The 26059-nt window shown below is 72.5% G+C and carries 25 protein-coding genes; 13 read left to right on the top strand and 12 right to left on the bottom strand.

The window, feature by feature from the left end:
• Positions 1-16: 16 nt before the first annotated feature.
• From ACZ3UD_RS27530 to ACZ3UD_RS27510, 5 genes are all read right to left on the bottom strand, one after another.
• On the bottom strand, positions 17-283 hold the full coding sequence (locus ACZ3UD_RS27530; protein WP_465593131.1) for a GlsB/YeaQ/YmgE family stress response membrane protein: 267 nt from the start codon (positions 281-283) through the stop codon (positions 17-19).
• A gap of 201 nt (positions 284-484) precedes the next feature.
• A complete protein-coding gene (locus ACZ3UD_RS27525) occupies positions 485-2056 on the bottom strand; it encodes an NCS1 family nucleobase:cation symporter-1 (RefSeq protein ID WP_465593128.1) in 1572 nt (523 codons plus the stop codon).
• A gap of 27 nt (positions 2057-2083) precedes the next feature.
• Positions 2084-3097: a TIGR03842 family LLM class F420-dependent oxidoreductase gene (locus ACZ3UD_RS27520; protein WP_465593125.1), complete on the bottom strand. Its 1014-nt coding sequence runs from the start codon at positions 3095-3097 to the stop codon at positions 2084-2086.
• A gap of 76 nt (positions 3098-3173) precedes the next feature.
• The gene (gene hydA / locus ACZ3UD_RS27515) at positions 3174-4604 is read right to left on the bottom strand and encodes a dihydropyrimidinase (protein WP_465593122.1); all 1431 of its coding nucleotides are present in this window, start codon (positions 4602-4604) and stop codon (positions 3174-3176) included.
• A gap of 11 nt (positions 4605-4615) precedes the next feature.
• On the bottom strand, positions 4616-5458 hold the full coding sequence (locus ACZ3UD_RS27510; RefSeq protein WP_387614196.1) for a nitrilase-related carbon-nitrogen hydrolase: 843 nt from the start codon (positions 5456-5458) through the stop codon (positions 4616-4618).
• A 552-nt stretch (positions 5459-6010) separates the two neighbouring features.
• Here ACZ3UD_RS27510 and ACZ3UD_RS27505 point away from each other — a divergent pair.
• The 11 genes from ACZ3UD_RS27505 to ACZ3UD_RS27455 all read left to right on the top strand — a co-directional run bounded on the left by ACZ3UD_RS27505 (position 6011) and on the right by ACZ3UD_RS27455 (position 17325).
• On the top strand, positions 6011-9109 hold the full coding sequence (locus ACZ3UD_RS27505) for a hypothetical protein (protein ID WP_465593118.1): 3099 nt from the start codon (positions 6011-6013) through the stop codon (positions 9107-9109).
• A gap of 64 nt (positions 9110-9173) precedes the next feature.
• On the top strand, positions 9174-9251 hold the full coding sequence (locus ACZ3UD_RS27500) for a putative leader peptide (RefSeq protein ID WP_452149056.1): 78 nt from the start codon (positions 9174-9176) through the stop codon (positions 9249-9251).
• Positions 9252-9470: 219 nt separating this feature from the next.
• Positions 9471-9995 carry a cysteine dioxygenase gene (locus ACZ3UD_RS27495; protein ID WP_465593115.1) on the top strand — a complete coding sequence of 175 codons (525 nt, stop codon included), beginning with the start codon at positions 9471-9473 and terminating at the stop codon, positions 9993-9995.
• Positions 9989-10375, top strand: a complete 387-nt coding sequence (locus ACZ3UD_RS27490; RefSeq protein WP_465593112.1) for a rhodanese-like domain-containing protein — start codon at positions 9989-9991, stop codon at positions 10373-10375. The genes ACZ3UD_RS27495 and ACZ3UD_RS27490 overlap by 7 nt, the downstream gene beginning before the upstream one ends.
• Before the next feature lie 263 nt (positions 10376-10638).
• Positions 10639-11835 carry an ABC transporter ATP-binding protein gene (locus tag ACZ3UD_RS27485; RefSeq protein WP_465593109.1) on the top strand — a complete coding sequence of 399 codons (1197 nt, stop codon included), beginning with the start codon at positions 10639-10641 and terminating at the stop codon, positions 11833-11835.
• A complete protein-coding gene (locus ACZ3UD_RS27480) occupies positions 11825-12493 on the top strand; it encodes an ABC transporter permease (protein WP_465593106.1) in 669 nt (222 codons plus the stop codon). Before ACZ3UD_RS27485 ends, ACZ3UD_RS27480 begins: the two co-directional genes overlap by 11 nt.
• Positions 12490-13167 carry an ABC transporter permease gene (locus ACZ3UD_RS27475; RefSeq protein ID WP_465593103.1) on the top strand — a complete coding sequence of 226 codons (678 nt, stop codon included), beginning with the start codon at positions 12490-12492 and terminating at the stop codon, positions 13165-13167. Before ACZ3UD_RS27480 ends, ACZ3UD_RS27475 begins: the two co-directional genes overlap by 4 nt.
• Positions 13168-13208: 41 nt before the next feature.
• Positions 13209-14150 carry an ABC transporter substrate-binding protein gene (locus ACZ3UD_RS27470; RefSeq protein ID WP_465593100.1) on the top strand — a complete coding sequence of 314 codons (942 nt, stop codon included), beginning with the start codon at positions 13209-13211 and terminating at the stop codon, positions 14148-14150.
• 151 nt (positions 14151-14301) lie between these two features.
• A complete protein-coding gene (locus ACZ3UD_RS27465) occupies positions 14302-14877 on the top strand; it encodes a hypothetical protein (RefSeq protein WP_465593097.1) in 576 nt (191 codons plus the stop codon).
• A gap of 161 nt (positions 14878-15038) precedes the next feature.
• Complete coding sequence (locus ACZ3UD_RS27460; protein WP_465593094.1) at positions 15039-15200, top strand: hypothetical protein; 162 nt, start codon at positions 15039-15041, stop codon at positions 15198-15200.
• Positions 15201-15582: 382 nt separating this feature from the next.
• Positions 15583-17325, top strand: a complete 1743-nt coding sequence (locus ACZ3UD_RS27455) for a glycosyl hydrolase family 18 protein (protein WP_465593091.1) — start codon at positions 15583-15585, stop codon at positions 17323-17325.
• 360 nt (positions 17326-17685) lie between these two features.
• Here ACZ3UD_RS27455 and ACZ3UD_RS27450 read toward each other — a convergent pair whose 3' ends face one another.
• From ACZ3UD_RS27450 to ACZ3UD_RS27435, 4 genes are all read right to left on the bottom strand, one after another.
• The gene (locus tag ACZ3UD_RS27450; protein ID WP_465593088.1) at positions 17686-18168 is read right to left on the bottom strand and encodes a hypothetical protein; all 483 of its coding nucleotides are present in this window, start codon (positions 18166-18168) and stop codon (positions 17686-17688) included.
• Positions 18169-18509: 341 nt separating this feature from the next.
• Entirely contained in the window at positions 18510-19388 is an 879-nt protein-coding gene (locus ACZ3UD_RS27445; protein ID WP_465593085.1) for an alkaline phosphatase family protein, read from the bottom strand.
• A gap of 383 nt (positions 19389-19771) precedes the next feature.
• Positions 19772-20155, bottom strand: a complete 384-nt coding sequence (locus ACZ3UD_RS27440) for an ADP-ribosylation/crystallin J1 (RefSeq protein WP_465593082.1) — start codon at positions 20153-20155, stop codon at positions 19772-19774.
• Between the two features lie 72 nt (positions 20156-20227).
• Positions 20228-21415: an acyl-CoA dehydrogenase family protein gene (locus ACZ3UD_RS27435; protein ID WP_465593079.1), complete on the bottom strand. Its 1188-nt coding sequence runs from the start codon at positions 21413-21415 to the stop codon at positions 20228-20230.
• Between the two features lie 166 nt (positions 21416-21581).
• Here ACZ3UD_RS27435 and ACZ3UD_RS27430 point away from each other — a divergent pair, with 166 nt between their 5' ends.
• Positions 21582-21893 (top strand): hypothetical protein, encoded by a 312-nt coding sequence (locus ACZ3UD_RS27430; RefSeq protein ID WP_465593076.1) that lies wholly within the window; start codon positions 21582-21584, stop codon positions 21891-21893.
• Positions 21894-22022: 129 nt separating this feature from the next.
• Here the strand turns inward: ACZ3UD_RS27430 and ACZ3UD_RS27425 are convergent, their stop codons facing one another.
• Both ACZ3UD_RS27425 and ACZ3UD_RS27420 read right to left on the bottom strand, forming a co-directional pair.
• Complete coding sequence (locus ACZ3UD_RS27425; RefSeq protein ID WP_465593289.1) at positions 22023-22331, bottom strand: AzlD domain-containing protein; 309 nt, start codon at positions 22329-22331, stop codon at positions 22023-22025.
• Positions 22331-23035: an AzlC family ABC transporter permease gene (locus tag ACZ3UD_RS27420; RefSeq protein WP_465593073.1), complete on the bottom strand. Its 705-nt coding sequence runs from the start codon at positions 23033-23035 to the stop codon at positions 22331-22333. Before ACZ3UD_RS27420 ends, ACZ3UD_RS27425 begins: the two co-directional genes overlap by 1 nt.
• Before the next feature lie 189 nt (positions 23036-23224).
• Here ACZ3UD_RS27420 and ACZ3UD_RS27415 point away from each other — a divergent pair, with 189 nt between their 5' ends.
• Positions 23225-23815, top strand: coding sequence for a helix-turn-helix domain-containing protein (locus ACZ3UD_RS27415; protein WP_387614249.1), 591 nt, complete (start codon positions 23225-23227; stop codon positions 23813-23815).
• Positions 23816-23859: 44 nt separating this feature from the next.
• On the opposite strand, the gene ACZ3UD_RS27410 is transcribed toward ACZ3UD_RS27415, so the two are convergent.
• Entirely contained in the window at positions 23860-25749 is a 1890-nt protein-coding gene (locus ACZ3UD_RS27410) for a cholesterol oxidase substrate-binding domain-containing protein (RefSeq protein ID WP_465593069.1), read from the bottom strand.
• Positions 25750-26059 lie beyond the last annotated feature (310 nt).

The following is a 26059-nucleotide window of genomic DNA, read 5'->3' as shown; positions in this document are numbered from 1 at the left end:
CGAGGCAACTCCGCGATCAGCGCCGCGAGTTGCCGAACAGCAGTCGGTAGACGATCAGCAGCACCAGCGCGCCGCCGATCGCCGACACCCAGGTCGGCCCGTCGAAGAAGCGCGCCGTGATCGACCTGTGCAGGAAGTGCGACGCGATCCAGCCGCCGACGAAGGAGCCGGCGATGCCGATCAGGGTCGTCACGATCAGGCCGCCCGGGTCCCTCCCGGGCAGCAGCAGCTTGGCCAGGGCGCCTGCCACCAGGCCCAGCACGATCCATGCGATGACACTCATCCGTCCATCCCTCCCGTCCGCGGCGCGACGGCCCCGTCCGCCTGCCCTGCCCCGAAGGACGCCGCCTCCCGCGGGCCCGGTTCCGCCGTCCGGGCGGGGCGCGTGCGATCCGGCCGTCCCGAGCCGACCGGTCGCACGTAGCGCCCTTCCGGCGCGCCGTCCATCTCGAAACACGGCGGCCGCCCGCATCCTGGCCACCGATCACCCGCCCGCCGCGTGGCTCCCTGCGCCCGTGCGCCGCCACCCGCCGGACACCGCGCTGAGCCCCAGGTACAGCACCGACGCCGCCGCGAAGCCCACCGCCCAGCCGTAGTCGGCGAGCGGCTTGAGGAAGGGGACCACCCCGTCCACCGGGAACGGGCCCTGTTTGACCCCGTGCCCGTCGACGGCCGAGTACGAGCCGCCGACCGCCAGCAGGCCGCCGACCAGCAGCGCGGTGACTGCCCGCCAGTTCCACCCGGCGGCGTACCAGTACGCGCCGAACGGCCGGTAGAGCTCGGCGAGTTGGAGGTGGGTGCGGCGCACCACCCAGTAGTCCGCGATCAGCACCCCGGCGACCGTCCCGAGCAGACCGCCGACCACGCCCAGCCAGACGTAGATGTAGACGTGCGGGTCGGCGGTCAGCTTCCAGGGGAAGATCGCGATCCCGACCACGCCGGTGACCAACGCCCCGGTGCGGAAGTTGACGAACCTGGGCAACAGGTTGGCCAGGTCGTAGGCCGGGGAGACGACGTTGGCGGCGATGTTCACCGACAGCGTCGCGACCAGGACGGTCAGCAGCGCGAACAGGACGGCGACCGGGTTCTCCATCTTCGCGGCCAGCTTGATCGGGTCCCACACCGGTTCACCGTAGACCGCCTCGGAGCCCGAGGTGACCAGCACCGACAGCAGCGCGAAGAGCGTCATCGTCGTCGGCAGACCGAGCGCCTGGCCTCGGATCTGGGCCCGCTGGCTGCCGCCGAAACGGGTGAAGTCGGGGATGTTCAACGACAGGGTGGACCAGAAACCGATCATCCCCATCAGCGACGGGAAGAAGACCTTCCAGAACCCGCCGTTCCAGCCGAGTCGGGAGGGCTGGGAGAGCAGGGGCCCCAGCCCGCCCGCCTTGACGGAGATCCACACCAGCAGGGCGAGCGCGCCGACGATGACGAACGGCGCCGCCCAGTTCTCGAAGCGCCGCAGCGTCTCCATCCCGCGGGCGATGATGGCCATCTCGATCAGCCAGAACAGCAGGAAGGAGAGCCACTGCGTCCACGGGTATCCGACGAACTCCGATGCCGTGCGCCAGGATTCGCCGAACAGCTTGCCCGCCAGCAGGAAGATGCCCTCACCGCCGATCCAGGTCTGGATGCCGAACCAGGCGCAGGCCACCGCCGCCCGGATCAGCGCGGGCAGGTTGGCGCCGCGCAGCCCGAAGGAGGCCCGGGCGAACACCGGGAAGGGAATGCCGTACTTGGTGCCGGCGTGCCCGGTGAGCAGCATGGGGATGAGCACGATCAGGTTGGCGAGCGCGATGGTCAGCACCGCCTGCTTCCAGTCCATGCCGATCGCGACCAGGCCCGAAGCCAGCGTCCAGGACGGGATGTTGTGGGCCATGCCGACCCAGAGCGCCAGGAAGTTGTACGTGGTCCAGGTGCGCCGCCGCACCGGGACCGGCCGCAGGTCGTCGCTGGTGAAGCCGTTGGGGGGCAACGCCCCGTCGGCCGGGTCGAGTTCGACCCGGCCGTCGGGGTGCTGCCGCTGTCTGCCGCCGCCGGTCTCGGTGTCGGCCATGGGCAACTCCCGTCTTGCGCGAAGGGATCAGAGGTGGGGGATGACGTCCGTTCCGTAGGCGTCGATGGTGGACTCGACCGCGTCGTGCATGGCGTAGACGGCGAACTGGTCGACGCCGAGCGAGCGGAGTTCCGCCAGCCGGGCACGCTGGGCCTCCACCGGCCCGATGAGGCAGAAGCGGTCGACGATCTCGTCCGGGACGAAGGCCGTGTCGGGGTTCCCGGCCCGGCCGTGGTGGCTGTAGTCGTAGCCCTGGCGGCCCTTGATGTAGTCGGTGAGCGCTTCGGGCACCAGGTCGGAGTGTTCGCCGTAGTGGCTGACCAGGTCGGCGACGTGGTTGCCGACCATTCCGCCGAACCAGCGGCACTGTTCCCGGGCGTGGGCCAGCGCGGCGGGCGAGTCGTCGACGGTGACGTACGCGGGGGCGGCGACGCAGATGGTGAGCGAGGACGGGTCCCGGCCCGCCTCGACGGCTGCGGCCCGGACCGCCTTGACCATGTACTCGGTGAGGTACGGGTCGGCCAACTGCAGGATGAATCCGTCGGCCTGACGTCCGGTCAGAGCGAGCGCCTTCGGGCCGTACGCTGCCATCCAGACCGGCAGCGCCGCGCCGGGTCCCACCCACGGCAGGTGCATCTCGGTGCCGTCCACCTCGGTGGTTCGCCCCTCGGCCAACTCCTTGATGGCGTACATGGCTTGGGAGAGCCGGTCGAGGGTGGCGGGACGGCGTCCGGCGACCCGCATGGCGGAGTCGCCGCGGCCGATGCCGCAGACGGTGCGGTTGCCGTACATGTCGTTGAGCGTGGCGAACAGGGAGGCGGTCACCTCCCAGGTGCGGGTGGAGGGGTTGGTGACCATCGGGCCGACGGTCAACCGCTCGGTCTCGGCGAGGATGCGGCTGTAGATGACGAACGGCTCCTGCCACAGCACGCAGGAGTCGAAGGTCCAGCCGTGGCTGAACCCGGCCCGTTCGGCGCGGATCATCCGGTCGATGAGCAGGCGGGCAGGCGGGTCGGTCTGCAGGACGAGGCCGATGTCCATGGGTGGCTCCGGGAGGGGTGGGAGGGCGGCCCGGGGCCGGCGTGCGCCGCGCGGCCCCGGGTGGGAGAGGGAGGGTTCAGGTCAGGTACTGGCAGGTGTCGCGGCGCAGGAAGGCGCCGTGCCCGGCCCGGCCGAGCCAGCTGCCGTCGTCCAGCACGACGGTGCCGCGGGAGAGCACCGTCCGTGCCCGGCCGGTGAGTCGGCGGCCCTCGTAGGCCGAGTAGTCCACGTTCATGTGGTGGGTGGCGGCGGAGACGGTCTGCACCGCGCTGGGGTCGTAGACGACCAGGTCGGCGTCGGCGCCCGGTGCGATGGTGCCCTTGCGCGGGTGCAGCCCGAACATCCGGGCCGGGGTGGTGCAGGCGATCTCGACCCAGCGCCGCCGGCTGATGCGTCCGTCCACCACCGCCTGGTGGAGCAGGTCCATCCGGTTCTCCACGCCGGGAAGGCCGTTGGGGATCTTCGAGAAGTCGCCGCGGCCGAGTTCCTTCTGCCCGACGTAGCAGAACGGGCAGTGGTCGGTGGAGACCACCTGGAGGTCGTTGGTGCGCAGCCCGCGCCAGAGCGCCTCCTGGTGCTCGCGGGGCCGAAGCGGCGTGCTGCACACGTACTTGGCGCCCTCGAAGCCGTCCGTTCCCTCCTCGGCGAGGTTGTCGGTGGAGAGGAAGAGGTACTGCGGGCAGGTCTCGCCGAAGACGTTGAGCCCGGCATCGCGAGCCTGGGCGAGTTCGGCGAGGGCGGAGGCGGCGGAGACGTGCACCACGTAGAGCGGGCTGCCGGCCACCTGGGCGAGCTTGATGGCCCGGTGGGTGGCCTCGGCCTCCAGCAGTTCGCGCCGGACCTCGCCGTGGTAGCGCGGCGCGGTGCGCCCGGCGGCGAGGGCCTGTTCGACCAGGACGTCGATGGCGATGCCGTTCTCGGCGTGCATCATGGTCAACCCGCCGTTGGCGGCGCCGCGTTGCATGGCGCGCAGGATGCGGCCGTCGTCGCTGTAGAAGACGCCGGGGTAGGCCATGAACAGCTTGAAGGAGGTGGACTCACCGGAGTCGACGAGCGTGTCCATCTCCTTGAGGACGGCGTCGTTGACGTCGGAGACGATGGTGTGGAAGGCGTAGTCGATCGCGCAGTTGCCCTCGGCCTTGGCGTGCCAGGCGTCCAGACCCTCGCGCAGCGAGCCGCCGACGGGCTGGACGGCGAAGTCGACGATGGTGGTGGTGCCGCCCCAGGCGGCGGCGCGGGTGCCGGTCTCGAAGGTGTCGGAGGCCGCGGTGCCGCCGAAGGGCAGCTCCATGTGGGTGTGGGCGTCGACGCCGCCCGGGATCACGTAGTGGCCGGTGGCGTCGACGACGGTGTCAGCGGTCCAGGCCTCGGCGGCGGCGCTGCCGGTGGCGGCCAGCGCGGCGATGCGTTCGCCCTCGATCAGGACGTCGGCGTGGAGTTCGTCGGTGGCGGTGATGACGAGGCCGCCGCGGACGACGGTACGCTGCTGCGGGTCGCGGGTGGTCATCGCGGTGCTCCTCAGGCCTCGGCGATCGGTCCGTAGGCGTCGGGCCGGCGGTCGCGGTAGAACGCCCACTGCTGGCGGACCTGTTCGATCAGGTCGAGGTCGAGGTCACGGACGACGAGTTCCTCCTCCTTGTCGGAGGCGACGTCGCCGACGAACTGGCCGCGCGGGTCCACGAAGTAGGAGGTGCCGTAGAAGTCGTTGTCGCCGTACTCCTCGGTGCCGACCCGGTTGATGGCGGCGACGAAGTACTCGTTGGCGACGGCGGCGGCGGGCTGTTCGAGCTGCCACAGGTAGGCGGACAGGCCGCGGCTGGTGGCGGAGGGGTTGTAGACGATCTGCGCGCCGGCCAGGCCCAGGGCGCGCCAGCCCTCGGGGAAGTGGCGGTCGTAGCAGATGTAGACGCCGACCTTGCCGACGGCGGTGTCGAAGACGGGCCAGCCGAGGTTGCCGGGCTTGAAGTAGTACTTCTCCCAGAAGCCCTTGACCTGCGGGATGTGGTGCTTGCGGTACTTGCCGAGGTAGCTGCCGTCCGCGTCGATCACGGCGGCGGTGTTGTAGTAGACGCCGGTCTGCTCCTCCTCGTAGACCGGTACGACCATGACCAGGCCGAGTTCGCGGGCGAGTTCCCGCATCCGGCGCACGGTCGGACCGTCTGGGACGGCCTCGGCCCAGCGGTAGTGCTCGGGCTCCTGGACCTGACAGAAGTACGGGGAGTTGAAGACCTCCTGGAAGCCGATGATCTGCGCGCCCTGGGCGGCGGCCTCGCGGGCGTACCGCTCGTGGAGCGCGATCATGCTCTCCTGGTCGCCGGTCCAGCGGGTCTGGACGAGCGCGGCACGGACGATCTGCGACATGGGTACCTCCGCAACTCCGCGGTCCGGCCGTGCGGTCGGGCCCGCGGTCTGAGGGTTGACGGGGCGGGTCTCTCCTGCGGTCCGCTCAGGGAACCGCAGGGGTCTACGTGCGTAGAAAGCGATCTGTAGACGGTAGGCCTGGCCTCGGTGGCCTGACAATACGTTGGCGGTTACGTGTCTGGGGCGATCTTGTTGGGCGGACACGCGGATGGCCCTGGGTGGGATGAAACGCTGATCTACCCCGCACGCGCGTTCCTTACTCATTCGGGTGAAAGCGAGCGCCCGGGGTGCGGAGTCGGCCACCACCGGGTAAGACGCCGATGGACGTCACGGCGGGCCACCACATCGACGCCTGGCGGCGCGAACTCGGGGATCTGGCAGGCGAATCGAACGACGGCACGGCGACGACACGGGGTGGCATCGGGCCCAAGGGGGGCGGTGTGGATGGCAGCGCTCGGCAAGCGCGCGGAGCGCGCTTCGGATACGACGGGCACTTCGGGTGCGGCGCGTACAGGGGGTACTTCGGGTACTTCGGGTACTTCGAATACGGCCGTGGGCGACGGCCCGGTGTCGGCGGGGCGCCCGCCCGCCCTGCCCGCCTGGGCCGGCCTGCTGCTCACCCTCGGGGCGGTGCTGCCGCTCGTCCTCGGCTGGCTGCTGCACCACCGCCAGGCACCGCAGGTGCGGGAGGTCGCCCTGCGGCTGGCCGGTTCCCGCACCGCCGCCGAGGCGCTGGTCGGCGGGCGCACCGGGGACTACACGGCCGCCCTGCGCGCCGAGCTCTGGCCGGTCGCCGGGTACGGGGTGACGCTGGTGGCCGCCGCGCTGCTCGGCCGGTACGTGTTCGGCCGGCGGCGCGGGCGCGCCCTGGCGCTGGCGGTCGGCGGGGCCGGTCTGCTAGCGGCCGGCTGCGACCTCACCGGCAGCCTGCTGCTGCGCGTCGCGCTCGACCACCACGGCTCCGACACCCCCTTCGCGGTGGCGGCCGCGCTCGCCACCGTCGCGTGGCTGCTGCTCCTGCCCGCCGGGGTGGCGGCGGCGGGCGTGCTGCTGGTGACGGCCGCGCGGGCGGTGCGCGGACTGCTGTCCTCCGCGTCGAAGCCCGCGGTCGAGACGGACAGGACGGACGAGACGGAACGCCCGGCGCTGATCCCGCCATGGCCGACGGCCGCCCGGTACGACGGGGACGCCCGGTACGACGGGCCCGGCGGGCAGTCAGCTGAGGGGCCACCCGACGCCCACACCCACTGGCGCGACGCCGCGCGGGTGCCACCCGGCCGCGAGCCCGCCGAGCTGGGCTTCTGCGCCTCGGGCGGCGGCATCCGCTCGGCCTGCGTCACACTCGGCGCGCTCCAGGCGCTGCGCCCATGGCTCAAACGGGCCCGGTACCTGGTCTCCGTCTCGGGCGGCGGGTACACCGTGGGCGCACTGCAGCTCGCGCTCAGCGACTCCGCCCCCGGCAGCCCGGTGCACGCCGTCTCGGGCCTGACGGCCGACACCGTGCTGGAGCCCGGCTCCCCGGAGGAGGACCACCTCCGTCGACACGGCAAGTTCATCGCCGACGGCGCCGGCGAGTGGCTGGTCGCCCTCGGGACGCTGCTGCGCGGCATGCTGTCGGCGCTCACCCTGCTGCTGGCCGCCGTCCTGGTGCTCGGCCTCGGACTCAGCCGCTTCTACCGAGCCGTCCCGCTCACCGATCTGCACGCTCTGGCGGCCGTCGGTCTGCGCCACGCGGGCGCCGTGCCGGGCGAGTTGGTCTTCCGGACGCCCGCGCTGACCGCCCTCGCCGCACTGCTGGCCGCGGCGGCCGGGTGCTGGCTTCTGTGGCTACTGGCCTTCCCGCCACTCGGCTGGCACGCGCCACTGCCGCGCACCCTGCACCGGCTCTACTCCGTCGCACTCGCGCTGGCCGCCCTGCTGGCCGTCGGGGTGCTCGCGGTCCCAGGGCTGGCCTGGGGCGCCGTCCGGCTCCAACAGGCCCTGGCCGCCGGTCCACAGCTGACCGGCGCCGGGCTCAGCCTGACCGTCGTGCTCAGCTACCTCGCCCTGTTGCTCGGCATACTCTGGCGCGACCGCCGGACGATCCGCAGCGGCGCGGCCGCGTTCGCCGGGGCGCTACGCGGCGCCGGCCGGCTCGGCGGCGGCCTGACCGCCAACCTGCCGCAGTACATCGCGGCGTGGGCCGCCCTCACCACACTGACGACCGGCGCGCTGCTGGCCCTCGGCTGGGCGGTCGCCACCGGGTACGCCTGGCCGACGGCCGTGCAGGTGCTGCTGCCGCTGGTGCTCGCTGCGGTCGGACTCAATCTCGACCAGACCTGGATGAGCCTGCACCCGTTCTACCGGCTGCGGCTGGCCTCCGCCTTCGCGGTCCGCCGGGTCACCGATGGCGGCCGGTCGTTCGCCCGCCGGTACGACTTCTACCGGGAGCAGACCTGGCTGAGCCACTACGCGGCCCGGCACCCCGACTTCCCGCAGGTGATCTTCTCCGCGGCGGCCAACCTCTCCGGCAACTCCCGCACGCCGCCGGGCCGTCGGGCGGTCTCCTTCTCGCTCTCCCACGACTACGTGGGCGGTCCGGACGTCGGGTACGCCCGCACCGACCTGCTGGAGCGGCGCACCCGGCGACACATCGCCAGGGACCTCACCGTACAGTCGGCGATGGCCGTCTCCGGGGCGGCCTTCTCCTCCGCCATGGGGCGCCAATCCCGCGTCTACCAGGGGCTGTTCGCGGTGACCAATGCCCGGCTCGGGACGTGGCTGCCCAACCCCGCGGTGCTCGGGCCGGCATGGTCCGGCACCCCGGACTGGCGCCGCGCCGCGCAGCCCGCCGTCCGCCGGCTCCCGTACCAACTGCGGGAGCTGACGGGCCGGTTCCCGGCGGACGACCGCTTCCTGCTCACCACCGACGGCGGCCACTACGAGAACCTCGGGCTGGTCGAGCTGCTGCGGCACCGGGTGCGGACGGCGGTGTGCATCGACGCCAGCGGGGATTCGGGCTACGCCGCCAACCTGGCCGCCGCGATCACGCTGGCCCGCGAGGAGCTGGGCATCGTGATCACCCTGCACCGGCCGGAGCTGCTGATCCCGGGCAGCGCCACCGCCGACCGGGACGGCCACGGAGCGCTGCGCGGTCTGGCGGCCCAGCTCTCCGACCGGCTCTCCGCCCGCGGGGTGATCACCGGCGACATCCTCTACCCCCGCACCGACGGCCTCCCGGAGTCCAACCGGCACGGCACGCTGATCGTCCTCCAGGCCGTGCTGACCGCTGACATGCCGTACGAGCTGCACTCCTACGCGGTGGCCAACCAGGCCTTCCCGAACGACGGCACCAGCGACCAGTGGTTCAACCACCAGCAGTTCGACGCCTACCAGACGCTCGGCCGCTACCTGGGCGAGCAGGCGGGGCCGGTGATCGAGCAGGCCCTGTCGGCCGCCGCGGACGCCTCCGCGGCGCCTGTCCCCGCACAGTCGCCGGGCGGCACGTCCTCGGCGTCGGGGGGCGAGTCCTCGGCGTCGGGGGGCGCGCCCCCGGCGTCGGGGGGCGCGTCCTCGGCGTCGGGCGGCGCGCCCCCGGCGTCGTCCGAGCACTCGGCTGCGGCGCCGTCGGCCTCGGCTCCCCTGGCTCCGCGCCGTCCTGCCGAGAGTTGACAGGGCGCAACAGACGGGCGCCCCGGCTTGACTTCGTCCGACCGGCTCGGAAAGGATCCGGTGCATGGACTCCGGCGCCACTCTGGTCTGCCGCCTGCACGTCGATCTGCGACGCCAGGCGAGTTCCATCTGTGCCCGTTGACCTTGCTCCTCCCCGCCGGTCCCGCCCTGTGACGTCTGCCAGGGCCCGCGCCGCGCACCCGTACCCGCAGTTCTGACTCCTGTCGCACTCCCGCCCTGCCCGGCGGCACCGTGCGTGCCGTGCCGAGTCGCTCCGCCGACTCGCGCCCGCCGGGCACCACCTCAGCCACCGGACCCGGCCGCACCCCGCCGACGTTCCCGCCGCACCCGAGGACGCCCCATGAACCTGGACCTCGTCTCCGAGACCCCGACGCCCACCCCCGAGACACCCGCCGCCGAGCGCGCCCGCGCTCCGCTGACCCCGAACTCCCTGCGGAGCATCGTCCGCGAGCTGGCCGAGCGGCCCGAGCAGTGGATCCACCTGGTCCGCCTCTCCACCGAGGAGCGCTGGTACCAGCGCCTGGTGGCCGAGGACGACCACGAGGTGTGGCTGATCAGCTGGCTGCCCGGTCAGTCCACCGGCTTCCACGACCACGGCGGCTCGCGCGGCGCGTTCACCGTCGCGCTCGGCGAGTTGGAGGAGCTGTCCCTCGGCGGCCCGGAGCAGGGCCTGCTGATCCGCCGGGTCCCGGTCGGCACCGCCCGCGCCTTCGGCCCCGAGTACGTGCACGACGTCCGCAACACCGCCTCCGGCCCGGCCGTCACCCTGCACGCCTACTCGCCCCCGCTCAGCTCGATGGCACACTACGACCTGCGGGCCGGCGGGCTCGTCCGTACCTCGGGGGAAGGACCGGAGCAGTGGTGACCACGATCGACGACCTGGTGGCACGGGCCCGCGAGGGCGTCCACCGCCCCCGCGCCCAGGAGGCGTACCGGGCCCAGCTGGCGGGCGCGCTGCTGGTGGACATCCGTCCGGCGGCGCAGCGGGCGGCCGAGGGTGAGATCCCCGGCTCACTGATCATCGAGCGCAACGTCCTGGAGTGGCGGCTCGACCCGACCGGCAGTCACCGCATCCCCGAGGCCTCGGGTTACGACGTCGAGTTGATCGTGGTCTGCTCCGAGGGCTACGCCTCCAGCCTGGCCGCCGCCTCGCTGCGTGAGTTGGGGCTGCACCGGGCGACCGACCTGGACGGCGGCTTCGTCGGCTGGGCCGCTGCCGGGCTGCCGACCCGTCCGGGCGGCTGACGTCAAGGCCCCGGCAGGGGCGGGGGCGAAGGGCTCAAGCCGGGCCTGAGCCGGGCTCCACGGCGCGTGCCGGACGGTAAATCACGGACAGGAGATGATGCAGGTCATAATCTGATCGGAGTTTCCGCCGGTCCGAAGCTGGGCAGCCACGCGGGCGGAAGAACGCCCGGGCGGTTGGATCCGCCGTCATACGAACGACCCGACCGAACGACCGACCGACACAGGCGCCGCCTCCCTGGGGCGCCCTGACGAGGAAACACCCCGTGATCAGATTCGAGGGCGCCGGCAAGCGCCACCCCGACGGCACGATCGCTGTCGAGGGCCTGGACCTGGAGGTCCCGACCGGTCGGATAACCGTCCTGGTCGGACCGTCCGGCTGCGGCAAGACCACGCTGCTGCGCATGGTCAACCGAATGGTCGAGCCCACCTCCGGCCGGGTGCTGCTGGACGACACCGACGTCGCCCAGCTGGAACCCGCCAAGCTGCGCCGCGGCATCGGGTACGTGATCCAGCAGGCCGGGCTCTTCCCGCACCGCAGGGTGATCGACAACATCGCCACCGTCCCCTACCTGCTCGGCTGGGACCGCAAGAGGGCCCGCGCCCGAGCCGCCGAACTGCTGGAACTGGTCGGACTCGCCCCGGAGACCGCCAGGCGCTACCCGTTCCAGCTGTCCGGCGGCCAGCAGCAGCGGGTCGGCGTGGCCCGCGCGCTGGCCGCCGACCCGCCGGTGCTGCTGATGGACGAGCCGTTCAGCGCGGTCGACCCGGTGGTGCGCGCCGGGCTCCAGGACGAGCTGCTGCGGCTGCAGTCCGAGCTGCACAAGACGGTGCTGTTCGTCACCCACGACATCGAGGAGGCCGTCCGGCTCGGCGACCAGGTCGTGGTACTGCGCGAGCACGGCCGGATCGCCCAGCTTGCCGACCCGCACACCTTGCTGACCACGCCCGCCGACGACGGCGTGGCCGCCTTCCTCGGCCGCGACCGGGGTCTGCGCGGCCTCGGGCTGCGCCCCGCCACCGCCGTCCCGCTGCGCCCGGTGGGCGAGGGAGTCCGCTACGGGGGCTGGGAGTTGGCCCTGGACGACGAGCGCCGCCCGATCGGCTGGATCGACCGCAACGCCGTCACCGCCGAGCTGCAGCCGGTGGCCGGATACCGCCCGGACACCGACACCCTGCGCACCGCCCTGGACGCCGCCGTCCTCTCCCCCGCCGGGGTCGCGGTCGCGCTGGACGCCGAGGGCCGGGCCGCAGGCACCGCGAGCCGCGAGGCGATCCTCGCCGCTCTCGCGCCCGCCGACCGAACCACCGACGCCCCCCTCAAGGAGCACGTCGGCACCGGCAAGACCCCCGACACCGACAAGATCCCAGCCAGCGGCAAGACCCTCGGCACCGACAAGACCCCAGCCAGCGGCAAGACCCTCGGCACCGACCGGACGGACGGAGCCGACGGTGGACGATGAACCGATCGTCCGCTGGTACTGGATCGGCGACCACCTCGGCTACCTCGGCCACCTGCTCGCCGACCACGCCCTGATCGCGCTGCTCCCGGTGCTCATCGGCCTGCTACTGGCCGTCCCGCTCGGCCTGGCCTGCGCCCGGTTCCCCCGGCTGTACCAGCCGCTGTCGGCCGTGTTCAACATCGTCTACGCGCTGCCCTCGCTGGCCGTGTTCGTGGTGCTGATCCCCTACACCGGGCTCGCCACCCAGGCGACCGTGATGATCCCGCTCACCTTCTACGCCCTCGCCGTCCTCCTGCCGACCACCGTGGACGGGCTGCGCGCTGTCCCGGAGTCCGTCCGGCAGGCCGCCACCGCAATGGGGTACGGGCCGTGGCACCGGCTGACCTCGGTCGAACTGCCCGCCGCCGTGCCGTACCTGATCGCCGGACTGCGGGTCGCCGCGGTGTCCAGCATCTCGCTGGCCAGTGTCGGCGCGCTGGTCGGGCGCGGCGGGCTCGGCTACCTGTTCATCGACGGCTTCCAGCGCACCTTCCCGACCCCGATCGTGGCCGGCATCGCGCTGATCGCCGCGCTCGCGCTGGTCGTCGACCTGCTGCTGGTGGCCGCCCGGCGGCTGCTCGCGCCGTGGGCCGTCCGGGAGAAGGGAGCGGGCTCGTGAACTGGCTCAACTGGCTGAGCGACTTCTTCTCCGCCCCGGACCGCCGCAGCGGCCCGGACTCGATCGTGCACCGGGTCGCCGAGCACCTGCTGCTCTCCGGCGAGGCCCTGCTGTTCGCGACCATCCTGGCCGTGCCGCTCGGGCTGCTGATCGGCTACACCGGGCGCGGCGTCACCGCGGTCACCGCGCTGGCCGGCGCCGCCCGCGCCCTGCCCACCCTCGGCTTGGTGACGCTCGCGGTGCTGCTCGCCGGGGTCGGCGACACCGCCGTGCTGATCCCGCTGGTCGCGCTCGCCGCGCCGCCGTTGCTGGTGACGGCCGTCGAGGGGGTGCGGGGCACCGACCCGGACGTCCGGGACGCCGCGCGCGGCATCGGGCTGACCCACCCCCAGGTGCTCTTCCAGGTCTGCCTGCCGTCGGCCGCGCCGACCCTGCTGGCGGGCTTGCGCACCGCGACCGTCCAGGTGATCGCGACCGCCACGGTGGCCGCCTACGTCGGACTGGGCGGCCTCGGCCGCTACGTCATCGACGGCCTGGCCACCCGCCAGTACGCGGTGACCGTGGGCGGCGCGCTGCTGGTGGTGCTGCTCGCGGTCGGCGCCCAGCTGTTCTTCGCCCTGCTCGCCCGGTTCGCGCTCCCGCCCGGGATGCGCGCCCAGCGCCGGGCCCGCTGAAGCCCTCCTCTCCCATCCGCTCCGGAAGGACAACTGTCACCATGTCGACATCGAAGAGAAGCAGGCGTGCGGTCCTCCTCGGCACCCTCGCCGCGCTCGCCCTGGGCGCGACCGCCTGCGGCTCCTCCAGCAGCAACCCGCTCGACGGGGGTTCGACCGCCTCCGGGGGCGCCACGGCGGCCGGCGGCGGCTCCGGGTCGACGGTCGTCGTCGGCTCGGCGAACTTCCCGGAGAACGTCCTGCTCGGCTCGATCTACTCGCAGGCGCTCAAGGCCAAGGGCGTCAAGGTCGAGGAGAAGTTCAACATCGGCAGCCGCGAGGTGCTCTACGGGCAGCTGCAGAGCGGCAACCTGACCGTCCTGCCCGAGTACAACGGCGCGCTGCTCGCCTACCTGGACGCCAAGGCCACCGCCGTCACCACCCAGGACGTGAACGCGGCGCTGACCACGACGCTGCCCGCCTCACTCGCGATCCTCGACTCCTCGCCCGCCGAGGACAAGGACTCGCTCAGCGTCACCCAGGAGACCGCCGACAAGTACGGCCTCAAGAGCATCTCCGACCTGACCGCCAAGGCCGGCGAGTTCACCATCGGCGGCCAGCCGGAGTTCAAGTCCCGCCGCGAGCAGCAGTTCAAGGACGTCTACGGGCTCACCTTCAAGGAGTGGAAGCCCACCGCCGACACCACCGCGAACGCGCTCAAGGACGGCAGCATCCAGGTCGGCAACGTGTTCACCACCGACCCGAAGATCGTCCAGTACAAGCTCGTGCCGCTGACCGACCCGAAGAACGTCTTCGGCGCGCAGAACATCACCCCGCTGGTCAACAAGGCGGGCGTGGACGCCACCGCGACGGCGGCGCTCAACGCGGTGTCCGCCAAGCTCGACACCGCCGGGCTGACGGGGCTGATGAAGCGCGTCTCGGTCGACAAGGAGGACCCGTCGACGGTGGCCAAGGACTGGCTGAAGGCCAACGGGCTCGGCTGACGACCCGTACGACGAATGAGCCGGACGGCGAACGGCTCGTGCGGTGGACGGCGGCGCGGAGGCAACGGCTTCCGGGCCGCCGTCCACCGCCCGCCGTCCACCGTCAGGCGGGACCTTCCCTTCGGCGCCGCGAACATGACAGTGTGGCGCCATGCGCATTCGTCTCCTCGCCGCCACCCTCACGGCACTCGCCGCGGTGAGCCTCGCTGCCTGCTCCAGCTCGGGATCGAGCTCGGGCAAGGCCACCGCCGCGGCCGCTTCCCCCACCACCGCCGCCGCCACCCCCTCCGACGCCTCGACCGGCTCGGCCGCCGCAACGCCCGACACCTCCGCTACCTCCGCGCCTGCTACCGCCGGTGGCGCCACCGGCGCCACCGGCGCGCCCGCGGGCTCCTCGCCCGGCGCGGACGGGTCGGCCCCGGCCAAGCCCGCGCCACCCGCCGATGCCGGGCTGCCCGCCAAGCCGGACTCCGACCTGACCGGCAAGGTGGTCGCCGCACTGAACGCCATCGACCCGGCGATCGTCGGCGGCAAGCCCGACCAGGCGGTGGAACAGGCCCGCAAGCAGTGCCAGTCGATGTACCAGTTCCCCAAGGACAAGGCAAAGCTGATCGAGCTGGCCAACCAGCACTTCACCTCGCCCGACCACCCGCAGGGCTTCGGTCCCGACACCGCCGCGAAGATCAACGACGCGCTGCGCACCACGCTCTGCCCGTCGCCGCGCTAGCGCGATCCGCGCCCCCGAACCGCCCGGTGTCCTGAGCTCCGGGCAGCCGTGGCCGCGCCCCGCCCGCCGGGTGCGCGGCCATCGGCGTTCACGGACTGGGACGCCGGTTCACCCACCATCACACCTGGCACCCCGCCCGCCACGTCCTGCCGCTCCGCCTCATGCTCATGCACGTCGCCTGCGAGCGGCGCACGGAACTCCTCGGCGACGACGCGTGGTTGACCGAGGCCTTCGACAAGCTGACGCCGCTGTGCTGCTACAAGGAGACCACCGCCCTGCGACTGGTCGAGCAGACGCTGGGCGACCTGCGCCGCTCCGCCTGACGATTCCTCCCCGCCCCCCGGCCGCCAATCCGTTCCCTTCGGCAGCCGGGGTCGTATGTCGACGAACAGTCAGGACTCTTGACAGGCCAGTGGTCTAGTCCAAACATAAGCATGTCGATCCGGCCGGGATGCACTGTGGGGGTGTGACCACCGGCGGCTGAGGCACCGCCCTGCCCTGCTCCGCTCCACCCCCGCTCCGTCCGGCGTGCGCACGTTCGCATCGTCGCCCGCCTCCACGCGAGTCGGTGGGTTCCGCACGCCCTCGCGTCCGCACCGAACTCCCCGGACCAGGGCCCGCACGGCCGACCCCACACGGCCGCCGACGCCCCGGCCCGCTCCGACCTGCCCAACGTCCTGCCCCACCACGTCTGTTGGAGAATCCATGCGTATTCGCAGAACCGTCCAGGCCGCACTGACAGCCTGTGCCACCCTGGCTGCCTCGGCCGGCCTGGTCGCCGCCGGGACGGGCACCGCCCAGGCCGCGACCCCGCTCCCCAGCCGGGTGTTCGCCCCCTACTTCGAGTCCTGGACGGGCCAGAGCCCCGCGACGCTGGCCGCGCAGTCCGGCGCCAAGTACCTGACCATGGCCTTCCTGCAGGCCGCCACCAAGGGCTCCTGCACTCCGTACTGGAACGGCGACACCTCCAAACCGGTCTCCTCCTCGACCTTCGGCGCCGACATCGCCACCATCCGAGCCAACGGCGGGGACGTGATCCCCTCCTTCGGCGGCTACACCGCCGACAACACCGGCACCGAACTGGCCGACAGCTGTACCGACGTCAACCAGATCGCGGCCGCCTACGAGAACCTCATCACCACCTACGACATCAGCCGGATCGACCTCGACATCGAGGACAACTCGCTGACCAACACGGCCGGGATCGACCGCCGCAACAAGGCGATCAAGACCGTGCAGGACTGGGCCGCCGCCAACGGGCGCAACGTCCAGTTCTCCTACACACTGCCGACCACCACCAGCGGGCTGGCCGACAGCGGCCTCGCGGTGCTGCGCAACGCGGTCAGCAACAACGCGCGGATCGACGTCGTCAACATGATGACCTTCGACTACTACGACGGCGCCACCCACGACATGGCCGCCGACACCCAGACCTCCGCGCAGGGCCTGTACAACCAGCTGGCCAAGCTCTACCCGGCCAAGACCCCGGCGCAGCTGTGGGGTTCGATCGGGATCACCGAGATGGTAGGCATCGACGACTACGGCGCGGCCGAGACCTTCACCGTGGCGAACGCCACCACGGTGTACAACTGGGCGGTGTCGAAGGGCATCAACACCCTGTCCTTCTGGGCGCTCCAGCGCGACAACGGCGGCTGCGTCGGCAAGGGCGGGGACGACTCCTGCTCCGGCATCGCCCAGAACACCTGGGACTTCAGCCACATCTTCGCGCCGTTCACCAGCGGCTCGACGGTGACCAACGACTTCTCCCTCGCGGCGAACCCGAACTCCGGTACGGTGGTGGCAGGTTCGTCCACATCGGCCAGCATCGCGACGGCGGTGACCGCCGGTTCGGCGCAGAGTGTCAACCTCTCGGTCAGCGGCGCCCCGGCGGGCGTCACCGCCACCGCCACCCCCGGCAGCGTCACCGCCGGCGGCAGCGCCACGCTCAACATCGCCACCACCTCGGCGGTGGCGCCCGGGAGTTACCCGCTGACCGTGACCGCCACCGCGCCCTCCGGCACCCACACCGCGACCTACTCGCTGACCGTCACCGGGACGGCCCCGTCGACCGGCCTGGTCAACGGCGGCCTGGAGACCGGGAGCCTGGCCCCGTGGACCTGCCAGAGCGGCGGCGCCGTGGTCGCCACCCCGGTCCACTCCGGCTCCTACGCGCTGCAGGCCGCGCCCGGCGCGAGCCAGACCGGCGAATGCACCCAGACCGTGACGCTGAAGCCCAACACCAGCTACACCCTGAGCGGCTGGGTGCAGGGCAACTACGCCTACATCGGCGTCAGCGGCGCTGCCACCGCGAGCACCTGGGCCGACTCCTCGGGCTGGACCAAGCTGTCCGTCCCCTTCACCACCGGCGCCTCCGGCACCGTGACGGTGTACCTGCACGGCTGGTACGGGCAGGGCAATGTCTACGGGGACGACTTCTCGATCTCCTAGCGGCTGCGGACTGACGGCAAACGCGTAACAGATAACAGCTGACAGATGTTGAAATCTGTCAGCTGTTATCTGTTCGCCGACAGCCGTCACCCCGCGGCGGCCCGCAGCCGCGCATGCCGACACATCGTCACGTACGGACGCGGTGACGTGGGTTCGTTCGCGATCCGTCCTATCGCAGCCCGGCGGGGGGAACGACAGCAGGGGTGCGCCCGGACGGATCCGCCCACCGGTCGATCGCGGCGCGCGCACGACTCTCGACACGCGCACGACGACGGCCCGCCCGCACCTTCCGGTGCCCGGCGGGCCGTTCCACTCCCTGGTCAGGACGGCTGATCCGGGACCAGCGCCCGGTCAGCACCCTCAGTGCTTGGCGACGTGCTCGGCTCGAAGGGCCGCCCGCAGCGTCGCGCCGTCCTGCCACGCGTAGAGCTGGTTACCGGTGAGCGTCACATTGTAGTGCCCGCAGGTGCCGCTCGCCTTGGTCGCGATGTTCTCCGGGAACCAGCCCGCCTTGAGCGAGAGCGGCACCGGGTGCGGGCCCTTGCCCGGCAGCCCGGCGGTGCAGCCGGCGGGCAGCCGGCCCTCGGGGAGCGTGGCGCGCAGCAGGCGGTCGTCGCCCGAGGTGGACATCACGTACTTCACCGAGGAGGCGTTGTCGGGCAGCCAGGCGGGCACCGAACGGCGGTCGGCCTTGGCCTGGGACCCGCTCTCGTACGAGGCCTGCTCCTGATGGCGCCCGTCCCACCACTCGGACACCCGCGGGCCGATTGCCACGGCGGCCACGGCAACGGCCATGCCGGTGCCCGCGACTCCCAGCGCGACCTTGCTCACGATGCCCTTCATACCCGACTTCCCTCTCCGTGTCCGGTGCTGATGTGTCGGTTGCCGGAGCGACCGTGCGCGGCCCGTCCGGACCGTCCGGCGGAGCGGTCCGCCGTCCGGGTGTATCCATCCTGGCCCGGACCGCCCCTTCGGATCGTCACCACGAGGTCGCGATCTTGCATCCAACCCACGGGGTACCGTCTCCACCTTCAGGCGTATGTCCGGCGGCCCGGTCCCCGGGGTACGGGCCGTTCGGGCCCGCGATCGAGCGTGACTCAATCGCGGGCCCGCCGCAGTCCGGTCTGCTGCACCCGGGGGGAACGGACCGCCTCGAACGGCCCGCCGGACGGTGCAACGGCAGGTCAGACCGTCGCGGACACCGGCCGGGCGACCGGGAAGGGGCGCCCGTCGAGGGTCCAGTGCGGGTCGATGGGACGCAGCAGGGAGGCGTACACCTGGGCGGCGACGTCGGGGTGGCGGATCTCGCCGGTGGGCGGGCCGGCCGGGATGTCGTGGCCGGCACAGGCGACCCAGGCGGTCCGCTCCTCGACGGTGCGGCCGCCGTGGCCGCCGGCGTCGACGTGCCCGTGGTCGGTGACGACGATGACGGTCCACTGCTCCTCGGCGTAGCTCGCCCGGCCGCAGACGGCGTCGAGCAGACGGCCGAGGCGCTCGTCGGCGGTGCGCATCGAGGCGCGGTACTCCTCGCCGCAGCCGAGGAAGTGGGCGGTCTCGTCCACGGCGCCGAGATAGACGAAGGAGGCCTCGGGGTCGGCGGTGGAGAGGACGTGGACGGCCTCCCGGGTGACCTCCTCGTCGACGGTCTCCCAGGCCTCGGGGGTGTCCTCGGCCGGGGCTATGTAGGAGAGCCGGCCGGGGGCGCGGAAGAGCGGGCCGCCGGACTCGTTGATCATCAGCGGGTCCCAGCCGGCCGCGACGAAGGTGCGGCGGCGGTCGCCGCGGTTGAGGCGGGTGGCGAAGTCAGGGAAGACGTCGAGCCGGTTGCCGCCCAGGTGGTTGCCCCAGACACCGTGCTTGGCGGGCTCGACGCCGGTCACGATGGTGGCCCAGCACGGCCCGGACATGGTGGGCGTGGTGTCCGCGACGGTGACCGGCACCAGGAACCCGGCCTCGGCGACCTCCTGGAGGCGCGGCATCGCCACCTCGGCCAGGTAGTCGTGGCGGACTCCGTCGATCCCGACGACGAGCACGCGGGGGCGGGGCCACTGGGCTGGGGACATGGCGGGGCTTCCTTTCGGTCGTGCGCATCCGGCCGCGACCGCCGAGGGCGCCGCCGACCGCGCCATGCTTCACCGCCCGCCGTACCGATCGGCGTCGTCCCGTCGAACGGAGGGTGTCCGCGAGGTGTCGGGAGGTGGCCGGCCGCCTGTCGCGTCAGCTTTCGGTCAGCCGTCGGTCGGGCCGGCTTTCGGTCAGCCGTCGGTCGGCGGGGCGGACGAAGCGGCGGTCGGCCTCGGCGAGCAGGACGGTGGTGCTGGTCCGCTGGGGGAGGTGAGCGGGACCCGCCCCACCGCATCCGTACCGGCCGTGCCGGAACGCGCCGTACCCGAACGCGGCACATCCGTACGCGCCGTACCCGAACGCGCCGCACCCGTGCGCGGTGTCACGGCTGTGGCCGGAACTCGTGGACGACCTCGATCCGGCCGACGATGTGCCGGTTGAACTCCGCCAACTCCTCTGCGGGCACCCAGAGTTCGAGGATGGTCCGGCCGCCGGCCCGCTGCACGGGGTAGCGGGCCAGGAAGGCGGCCTCGACCTTGAAGCGGGTCACGTAGCCCACGCCGGAGGCGGGCACGTTCCAGTCGCGGGCGATCCGGATCGCGTAGTCCTCGTTGAGGACGGGGTAGAAGATCGGCTGCTCGGGCAGCCTCGGCGGCCAGGCGCGCCAGTCGGCGGCCTCGACCAGCGCCAGTTCCTCGGGCCCGGTGGGGCGCCAGAGGGTGGTGGTCGGGGGCGTCCGGGTCGTCCCGGTGCTCTGGCCGTTCATGGCGGGAACGGTAGCCGGGCCGCGACGGGCCCGGCTACCGGATTTCCGCTGGTCGACGGGGCGGACGGGCCGTCAGCGGTAGGCGGACTCGCCGGTGATGGCCTCACCGAGGACCAGGGTGTGGATCTCGCTGGTGCCCTCGTAGGTGAGCACCGACTCCAGGTTGTTCGCGTGCCGCAGCACCGGGTACTCGGTGGTGATGCCGTTGGCGCCGAGGACGGTCCGGGCGCTGCGGGCGATCTCCAGCGCGGTGCGGACGTTGTTGAGCTTGCCGAAGCTGATGTGCGGCGGGCGAGCCGCGCCCTCCTCCTTGAGCCGACCGATCCGCAGCGCCACCAGGTAGGCCTTCTCGACCTCCAGCATCATCTCGACCAGCTTCTGCTGGGTCAGCTGGAAGCCGGCGATCGGGCGGTCGAACTGGATCCGGCTCTTGGCGTAGTCGAGGGCCGCGGTGTAGCAGTCGCGGGCGGCGCCGACGGTGCCCCAGAGGATGCCGTAGCGGGCCTCGTTGAGGGAGGAGAGCGGTCCGCGCAGGCCGGTGACCCCGGGCAGCACGGCGTCGGCGGGCAGCACCACCTCGTCGAAGGCGAGCTCGCTGGTGACCGAGGCGCGCAGCGAGAGCTTGCCGTGCACGTCGGTGGCGGTCAGGCCGCGGGTGCCGCGCTCGACCAGGAAGCCGCGCACGCCCTGCTCGGTCTGCGCCCAGACCACGGCGACGTCGGCGATACTGCCGTTGGTGATCCACATCTTGCTGCCGGACAGCACCCAGTCGCCGCCCTTGCCGCCCTTCTGGACCGCCCGGGTGCGCATGTTGGCCGGGTCCGAGCCAAAATCAGGCTCGGTGAGGCCGAAGCAGCCGATCAGCTCGCCGGCCGCCATGCCGGGCAACCAGCGCTGCTTCTGCTCCTCGGAACCGAAGGCGTGGATCGAACGCATCGCCAGGGAGCCCTGGACGGACACGAAGCTGCGCAGTCCGGAGTCGGCCGCCTCCAGCTCCATGCAGGCGACCCCGTAGGCCACGGCGTCGGCGCCCGCGCAGCCGTAGCCGTCGAGGTGCATGCCGAGCACGCCGAGGGCACCGAGCTCGGGGGCGAGTTCACGGACCGGGAAGACGCCGCGCTCGAACCAGTCGCCGATGTGCGGACGGATCCGCTCCTCGGTGAACTTGCGGACGGTGTCACGGATCAGCCGCTCCTCGTCGGAGAGGAGGTCGCCGACGGCGAGCAGGTCGGACGGGTCGATCCGGGTCGGCTTCGTCATTGAAGCTCCTTGTACTCTCGGCAGAATATGGCGGAATATGGCGGAATATGCGGGATGTTCGGTGGTCGGCCGGGTGCCGGGTACCGGGAGTATCGCGCACGCGGCCGGGCGTCGGACGGACGCGAAGGCGTGAGGAAAGCGACACGGGGACACGGGGAGGCGGAACATGGCGCGTTGGGCGCTGGTGGTCGAGGAGACGGTCGGCATCGGCAGGGACCGGACCTGGGGCAACAAGGTGCTCGGCGAGGTCGAGGGCACCCGCGAGGAGGCCGTCGCGGAGCTACGGCGGATCGTGCCGACGTACACCCCGGATCACCCGATGGGCAGCCGGCGGCGGACGCTCCTCCGGAACGGGGACACCTATCTGCTGATCTCGCAGGGGAGCATGCGCGACTACCACTGTGTGTTCAAGGTGTGGGAAATGCTGTGGGACAGCAAGCGGCCGGAGGTACAGGCGGAGCGGTTGACGGAGGAGTAACCGGTAACCGACGCGGGTGGGGCGCACGGCGGCGGACAGACGACAGCGAACGGATGACAGATTTCGAAATCTGTCATCCGTTCGCTGAAAGTTGTCAGCTGTTCGCCGCCAGCCGGCTGCCGCCCGCCGTCACGCCACCCCGCACAGCCGCAGCAGCGCCGTGGTCGCCGCGCCCGCGACGACCACCGCCGGGAAGGGTGCCCGACGCCAGGCGAGCACCCCGGCGACCAGCACTCCCGCCGGGCGCGCCCACCCCGCGAAGCCGTGCCCCTGGGTCAGCGCGCCGGTCGCCACCAGCGCGACCAGCAGCACCGCCGCCGCGACGGCCAGCAGGTGCCGGAGCCGATCCGAGAGCGCGAGCCGGTGCCCGAGCAGCGGCCCGGCCACCCGGTAGGCGTACGTCCCGACCGCCAGCAGCAGGATGGCGTAGAGCGGCATCATCGGACGTCCTCCTTCACGGCCGCGACGGCAGCCTCCGGCTCCGCCGCCTTCTTCACTCCCGGTCGGCCCGCGAACAGCAGCCCGACCAGGGCGAGCAGCACGGGCACCCCGGCCGGCACGAACGGCGTGGCCGCGACGGCCACGACCGCGCCCGCCACCGCCGCCGTACGAGTCCCACGGTCCGCGAGCGAGGGCACAACCAGCGCGAGCAGCACCGCCGGAAAGGCCGAGTCCAGGCCCAGCACGTCCGTGTCGCCGATCAGCCCGCCCGCGAATCCGCCGAGCAGCACCGCGGCGTTCCACACCACGAACAGCGAGATCCCGCAGATCCAGAACACCGCCCGGCGCCGCCGCGGGTCGCGCTGCTGCAGCACGAAGGCGGCACTCTCGTCGGTGAGCAGCTGCGCGCCGAACAGCCGTCGCCACCACGGGCCCTGGAGCACGTCGGCGACGGCGAACCCGAACGGCAGCAGCCGGGCGTTGAGCACCAGCCCGGTGGCGACGGCCGCGAGCGCGCCGCCGCCGGACAGCACCACGCCGACGGCCGCGAACTGCGAGCCGCCCGCGAAGACGAGGACGGAGAGGGCGACCGGCACCCAGAGGGGCAGGCCGCCGGACACGCTGATCGCGCCGAAGGAGGCGCCGACCAGGGCGTCGGCGAGGCAGACCAGGGCGATGTCACGGAGCGTGGCATGTTCCATTGTTCGGAGAAGCGAACGCATGTCCATCAGAGTGAACCCACCGGGCATGGTTCGTCAAGGCGAACGAGGGGACCGCCATAGCGAACGAACATCGCCGCGGACGGTCGTGGCAGCATGAACGGCACCAACCACCGAAGACCGACCGACCGACACCGACGAGGGAGCCGGGAGAAAGCGTGAGTGGCGAGCATGAGTGACCAGACCGCCCAGCCCACGGGCGCCAACGGCTCCGGCACGGAGCTGATCGGCCAGATCGCCGCCTCCATCCGGCGCGAGCGCGAGCGCAGCGGACTGTCGATGACCGAGCTGGCCCGGCGCGCGGGCATCGCCAAGTCGACGCTCTCGCAGCTGGAGTCGGGCGCGGGCAACCCCAGCGTGGAGACCCTCTGGGCGCTCGGGGTCGCACTGAACGTGCCCTTCAGCCGACTGGTCGACCCTCCGCGCCCGACGGTCAAGGTGCTCCGGGCCGGGGAGGGCCCGGTGACCCACTCCGAGCAGGCCAACTACGCGGCCACCGTACTCTCCTCCTGCCCGCCGAACGCCCGGCGCGACATCTACCGGATCGAGGCCCAGCCCGGCGAGACCAGGGCCTCCGACCCGCACATGCCCGGCACCGTCGAGCACGTGATGATCGGCTCGGGCCGGGCCCTGGTCGGCCCGACCGAGGCACCGGTCGAGCTGGGCCCGGGGGACTACATCAGCTACCCGGGCGACGCTCCGCACCTGTTCCGCGCCCTCGTACCGGACACCCTCGCGGTGATCGTGATGGAGCACATCTGACGAACCACCGCTCTCCTCCTCCCCCCTGACGACCCGGGTCCGCCTTACGCCAACAGCCCGTCCAGGAAGGGGTTTCCGAACACCCGGTGCGGATCGTGCCGGTCCAGTACGGCGACCGCCTCGTCCCAGCCCGGCCCGCCCCCGGCGCGCAGGCTGTCGGGGATGACCCGGCCGAGCAGGTCCGGGTCGGACCAGGCCGCGTCGGCGGTGTAGGCCCAGCCCTTGGACCACTCGACCCGCACGCCCGCCCGGGTGCCGTCGAAGGTGCGCAGCAGCCACTGCTCCAGGTCCCGGGCGAAACGTTCCAGGCCGGGGGTGCCGGGGAAGGCGAGCACGTCGAGCCAGACCGCGGTGTCCCACTCCGGCCGGTCGGCCCGGGGCCGCAGCGCGGACAGCAGCGGTGGCCGGGCGCCGGGGACGCCGGAGTACGCGGGGTCCTCCAGGCCGGTGACCCGGATCTCCACCGCGCCGTTCACCGGGAACTCGCCCCTGGCCTGGTACTCACCGAGCAACTGCCGGTAGTAGACGGCGAATTCGCTGACCACCCACTGCAGGTCGGCGCGCTTGGCCAGGATCGCGTAACCGTTGGCGGTGACCCGCAGCGTGGTGGGCCGGACGTACTGCAGCAGGGTGCGCGAGGGGCCCCAGAGGTCGGAGCGCAGGCCGCCGTCGAGCAGGTGGGTGATCAGGTCGCCGGTGAGCAGGTCGCGCAGCAGTCCACCGGAGAGCAGAACGTCGGTGAGGTCGCCGGTGAGCGCCACCTTGGCGATGAGGTACTGGAGTTGGCCGAACAGCGGGGCCGATCCCCAGGCTCCGCTGACGATTTGGCCGGCCAGCTGGGCGACCGGTTTCGGAATGCTGTCCGAGAAGGGGTAGTTGTAGGGCTGATCGACGGCCTTCGAGACGAGCGGCTTGGTCGGGGTGACGGTCCAGGTCTTGAGCCACGGGTACTCGGTGTAGGCGAACCAGATCGCCTCGACCCGGCCGTCGCGCTCGACGAAGTCGGCGAGGGTGCGCGGGCCGCCGCCGCCCAGCAGCCCTCCGAGCAGTCCGCCGCCGCTGCCACTGCCGGGGCGGGCGAACAACTCGGTGGCCGGGATGTCGAGTCGGCTGACGCAGCGCAGCGGCCGGTCCGCCCCGGCCCGCAGCACCACCTCGGTGAGGAAGGCCCGGCCCAGGTGCACCAGGAAGGCGGCGCTGTCGGCCTCGGCGCGGTCGAAGGTGCGCAGCGTGTAGCGGCCGGTGGCCGGGTCGAGGACGACGGCGGTGAGCCGGACCACCTGGTTGCTGACCGAGCCGTAGCCGTGCCCGTCCGGCCGCTGTTCACCGGCCGCGGGAGCGGCCGTGCCGTGGCCACCGATGGCGAGCACGCCGCCGACGGTCAGGTCGCCCGGGGCCGGGCAGGCCGTCAGGCCGAGGCCGCGGTCGGCCAGGTGGGCGAGCAGCGCCTCCATGCTCGCTCCGGTCTGCGCCCGGACGGTGGTGGGCGAGTCGGCGGCGAGGGCGGTGAGGTGGCGGCTGGTGTCCAGGAGAAGGACGCGGGCGCTGCCCGGGGTCCCGTTGGCGACGGTGAGCGGCGCCCAGGTGTGTCGGTAGCCGGTGGCACGCAGCCGCCAGCCGTTGGCGTGCGCCCAGTCGGCGAGCGCCGGGACCTCCTCGGGGGTGCGCGGCGCGCAGGTCCACAGCTGGTCGGTACGGATCTCGCCGGACCAGTTCCGGAAGACCCGCTGGAAGAGTTCGGTGCCGGCGGGCAGGCCGGGCGGTACGGGCGCGGCCGCCTCGGCACTGTCCGGGCCGACGGTGCCGCGCAGCAGCCAGGCCGCGCCGCCGAGTACTGCCGAGGCGCCGAGCAACTGCCGCCTGCTCGGACCGCTCCCGCGGCCGCTCCCCGGGCCAATCCCCGCTCCGCCGTTCACGCCGTGTCCCGCGGTCATCCTGGTCCGCCCCCTGCGCCTGCGCCGGTGTCCCCCGGGCCCTGCTGCGGCGTTCCGGGGCGGGCCGGTGTCCGCCCGGCCCCGGTCAGGAGCGTACGAAGCGCCGTACGACCGTTTGAGGCGATCCGGCCGGGATCTCACTCCTTCGAGTGATCACGGCCCGAACGGCTGCGGACCTCCCCGGCGGGGTATCCTCCGGCGGGGTACCTCCCGGCGGCGGTGCTCAGCGCGGCGCCGTGAGGCCGGCCTCCGCGAAGCGCTGCCACCGGTCGGCCGCCGGGCCGGGCACACAGACCCAGTCCTTGCCGGG

It is taken from the genome of Kitasatospora sp. NPDC023118 (genome assembly GCF_055560875.1).
The sequence above is the reverse complement of the archived record's forward strand: the minus strand, read 5'-3'. Positions and strand labels throughout refer to the sequence as shown.

Coding starts and splice junctions, on each gene's coding strand:
- ACZ3UD_RS27425 (WP_465593289.1), bottom strand. CDS start 22,331: ATGCCGCTCTACGCCATCCTGCTGCTGGCGGTCGGGACGTACGCCTAC.
- ACZ3UD_RS27410 (WP_465593069.1), bottom strand. CDS start 25,749: ATGACCGCGGGACACGGCGTGAACGGCGGAGCGGGGATTGGCCCGGGG.
- ACZ3UD_RS27420 (WP_465593073.1), bottom strand. CDS start 23,035: ATGGAACATGCCACGCTCCGTGACATCGCCCTGGTCTGCCTCGCCGAC.
- ACZ3UD_RS27530 (WP_465593131.1), bottom strand. CDS start 283: ATGAGTGTCATCGCATGGATCGTGCTGGGCCTGGTGGCAGGCGCCCTG.
- ACZ3UD_RS27415 (WP_387614249.1), top strand. CDS start 23,225: ATGAGTGACCAGACCGCCCAGCCCACGGGCGCCAACGGCTCCGGCACG.
- ACZ3UD_RS27510 (WP_387614196.1), bottom strand. CDS start 5,458: ATGTCGCAGATCGTCCGTGCCGCGCTCGTCCAGACCCGCTGGACCGGC.
- ACZ3UD_RS27465 (WP_465593097.1), top strand. CDS start 14,302: ATGCGCATTCGTCTCCTCGCCGCCACCCTCACGGCACTCGCCGCGGTG.
- ACZ3UD_RS27430 (WP_465593076.1), top strand. CDS start 21,582: ATGGCGCGTTGGGCGCTGGTGGTCGAGGAGACGGTCGGCATCGGCAGG.
- ACZ3UD_RS27455 (WP_465593091.1), top strand. CDS start 15,583: ATGCGTATTCGCAGAACCGTCCAGGCCGCACTGACAGCCTGTGCCACC.
- ACZ3UD_RS27500 (WP_452149056.1), top strand. CDS start 9,174: ATGGACTCCGGCGCCACTCTGGTCTGCCGCCTGCACGTCGATCTGCGA.
- ACZ3UD_RS27435 (WP_465593079.1), bottom strand. CDS start 21,415: ATGACGAAGCCGACCCGGATCGACCCGTCCGACCTGCTCGCCGTCGGC.
- ACZ3UD_RS27445 (WP_465593085.1), bottom strand. CDS start 19,388: ATGTCCCCAGCCCAGTGGCCCCGCCCCCGCGTGCTCGTCGTCGGGATC.
- ACZ3UD_RS27440 (WP_465593082.1), bottom strand. CDS start 20,155: ATGAACGGCCAGAGCACCGGGACGACCCGGACGCCCCCGACCACCACC.
- ACZ3UD_RS27460 (WP_465593094.1), top strand. CDS start 15,039: ATGCTCATGCACGTCGCCTGCGAGCGGCGCACGGAACTCCTCGGCGAC.
- hydA (WP_465593122.1), bottom strand. CDS start 4,604: ATGACCACCCGCGACCCGCAGCAGCGTACCGTCGTCCGCGGCGGCCTC.
- ACZ3UD_RS27450 (WP_465593088.1), bottom strand. CDS start 18,168: ATGAAGGGCATCGTGAGCAAGGTCGCGCTGGGAGTCGCGGGCACCGGC.
- ACZ3UD_RS27470 (WP_465593100.1), top strand. CDS start 13,209: ATGTCGACATCGAAGAGAAGCAGGCGTGCGGTCCTCCTCGGCACCCTC.
- ACZ3UD_RS27495 (WP_465593115.1), top strand. CDS start 9,471: ATGAACCTGGACCTCGTCTCCGAGACCCCGACGCCCACCCCCGAGACA.
- ACZ3UD_RS27520 (WP_465593125.1), bottom strand. CDS start 3,097: ATGGACATCGGCCTCGTCCTGCAGACCGACCCGCCTGCCCGCCTGCTC.
- ACZ3UD_RS27525 (WP_465593128.1), bottom strand. CDS start 2,056: ATGGCCGACACCGAGACCGGCGGCGGCAGACAGCGGCAGCACCCCGAC.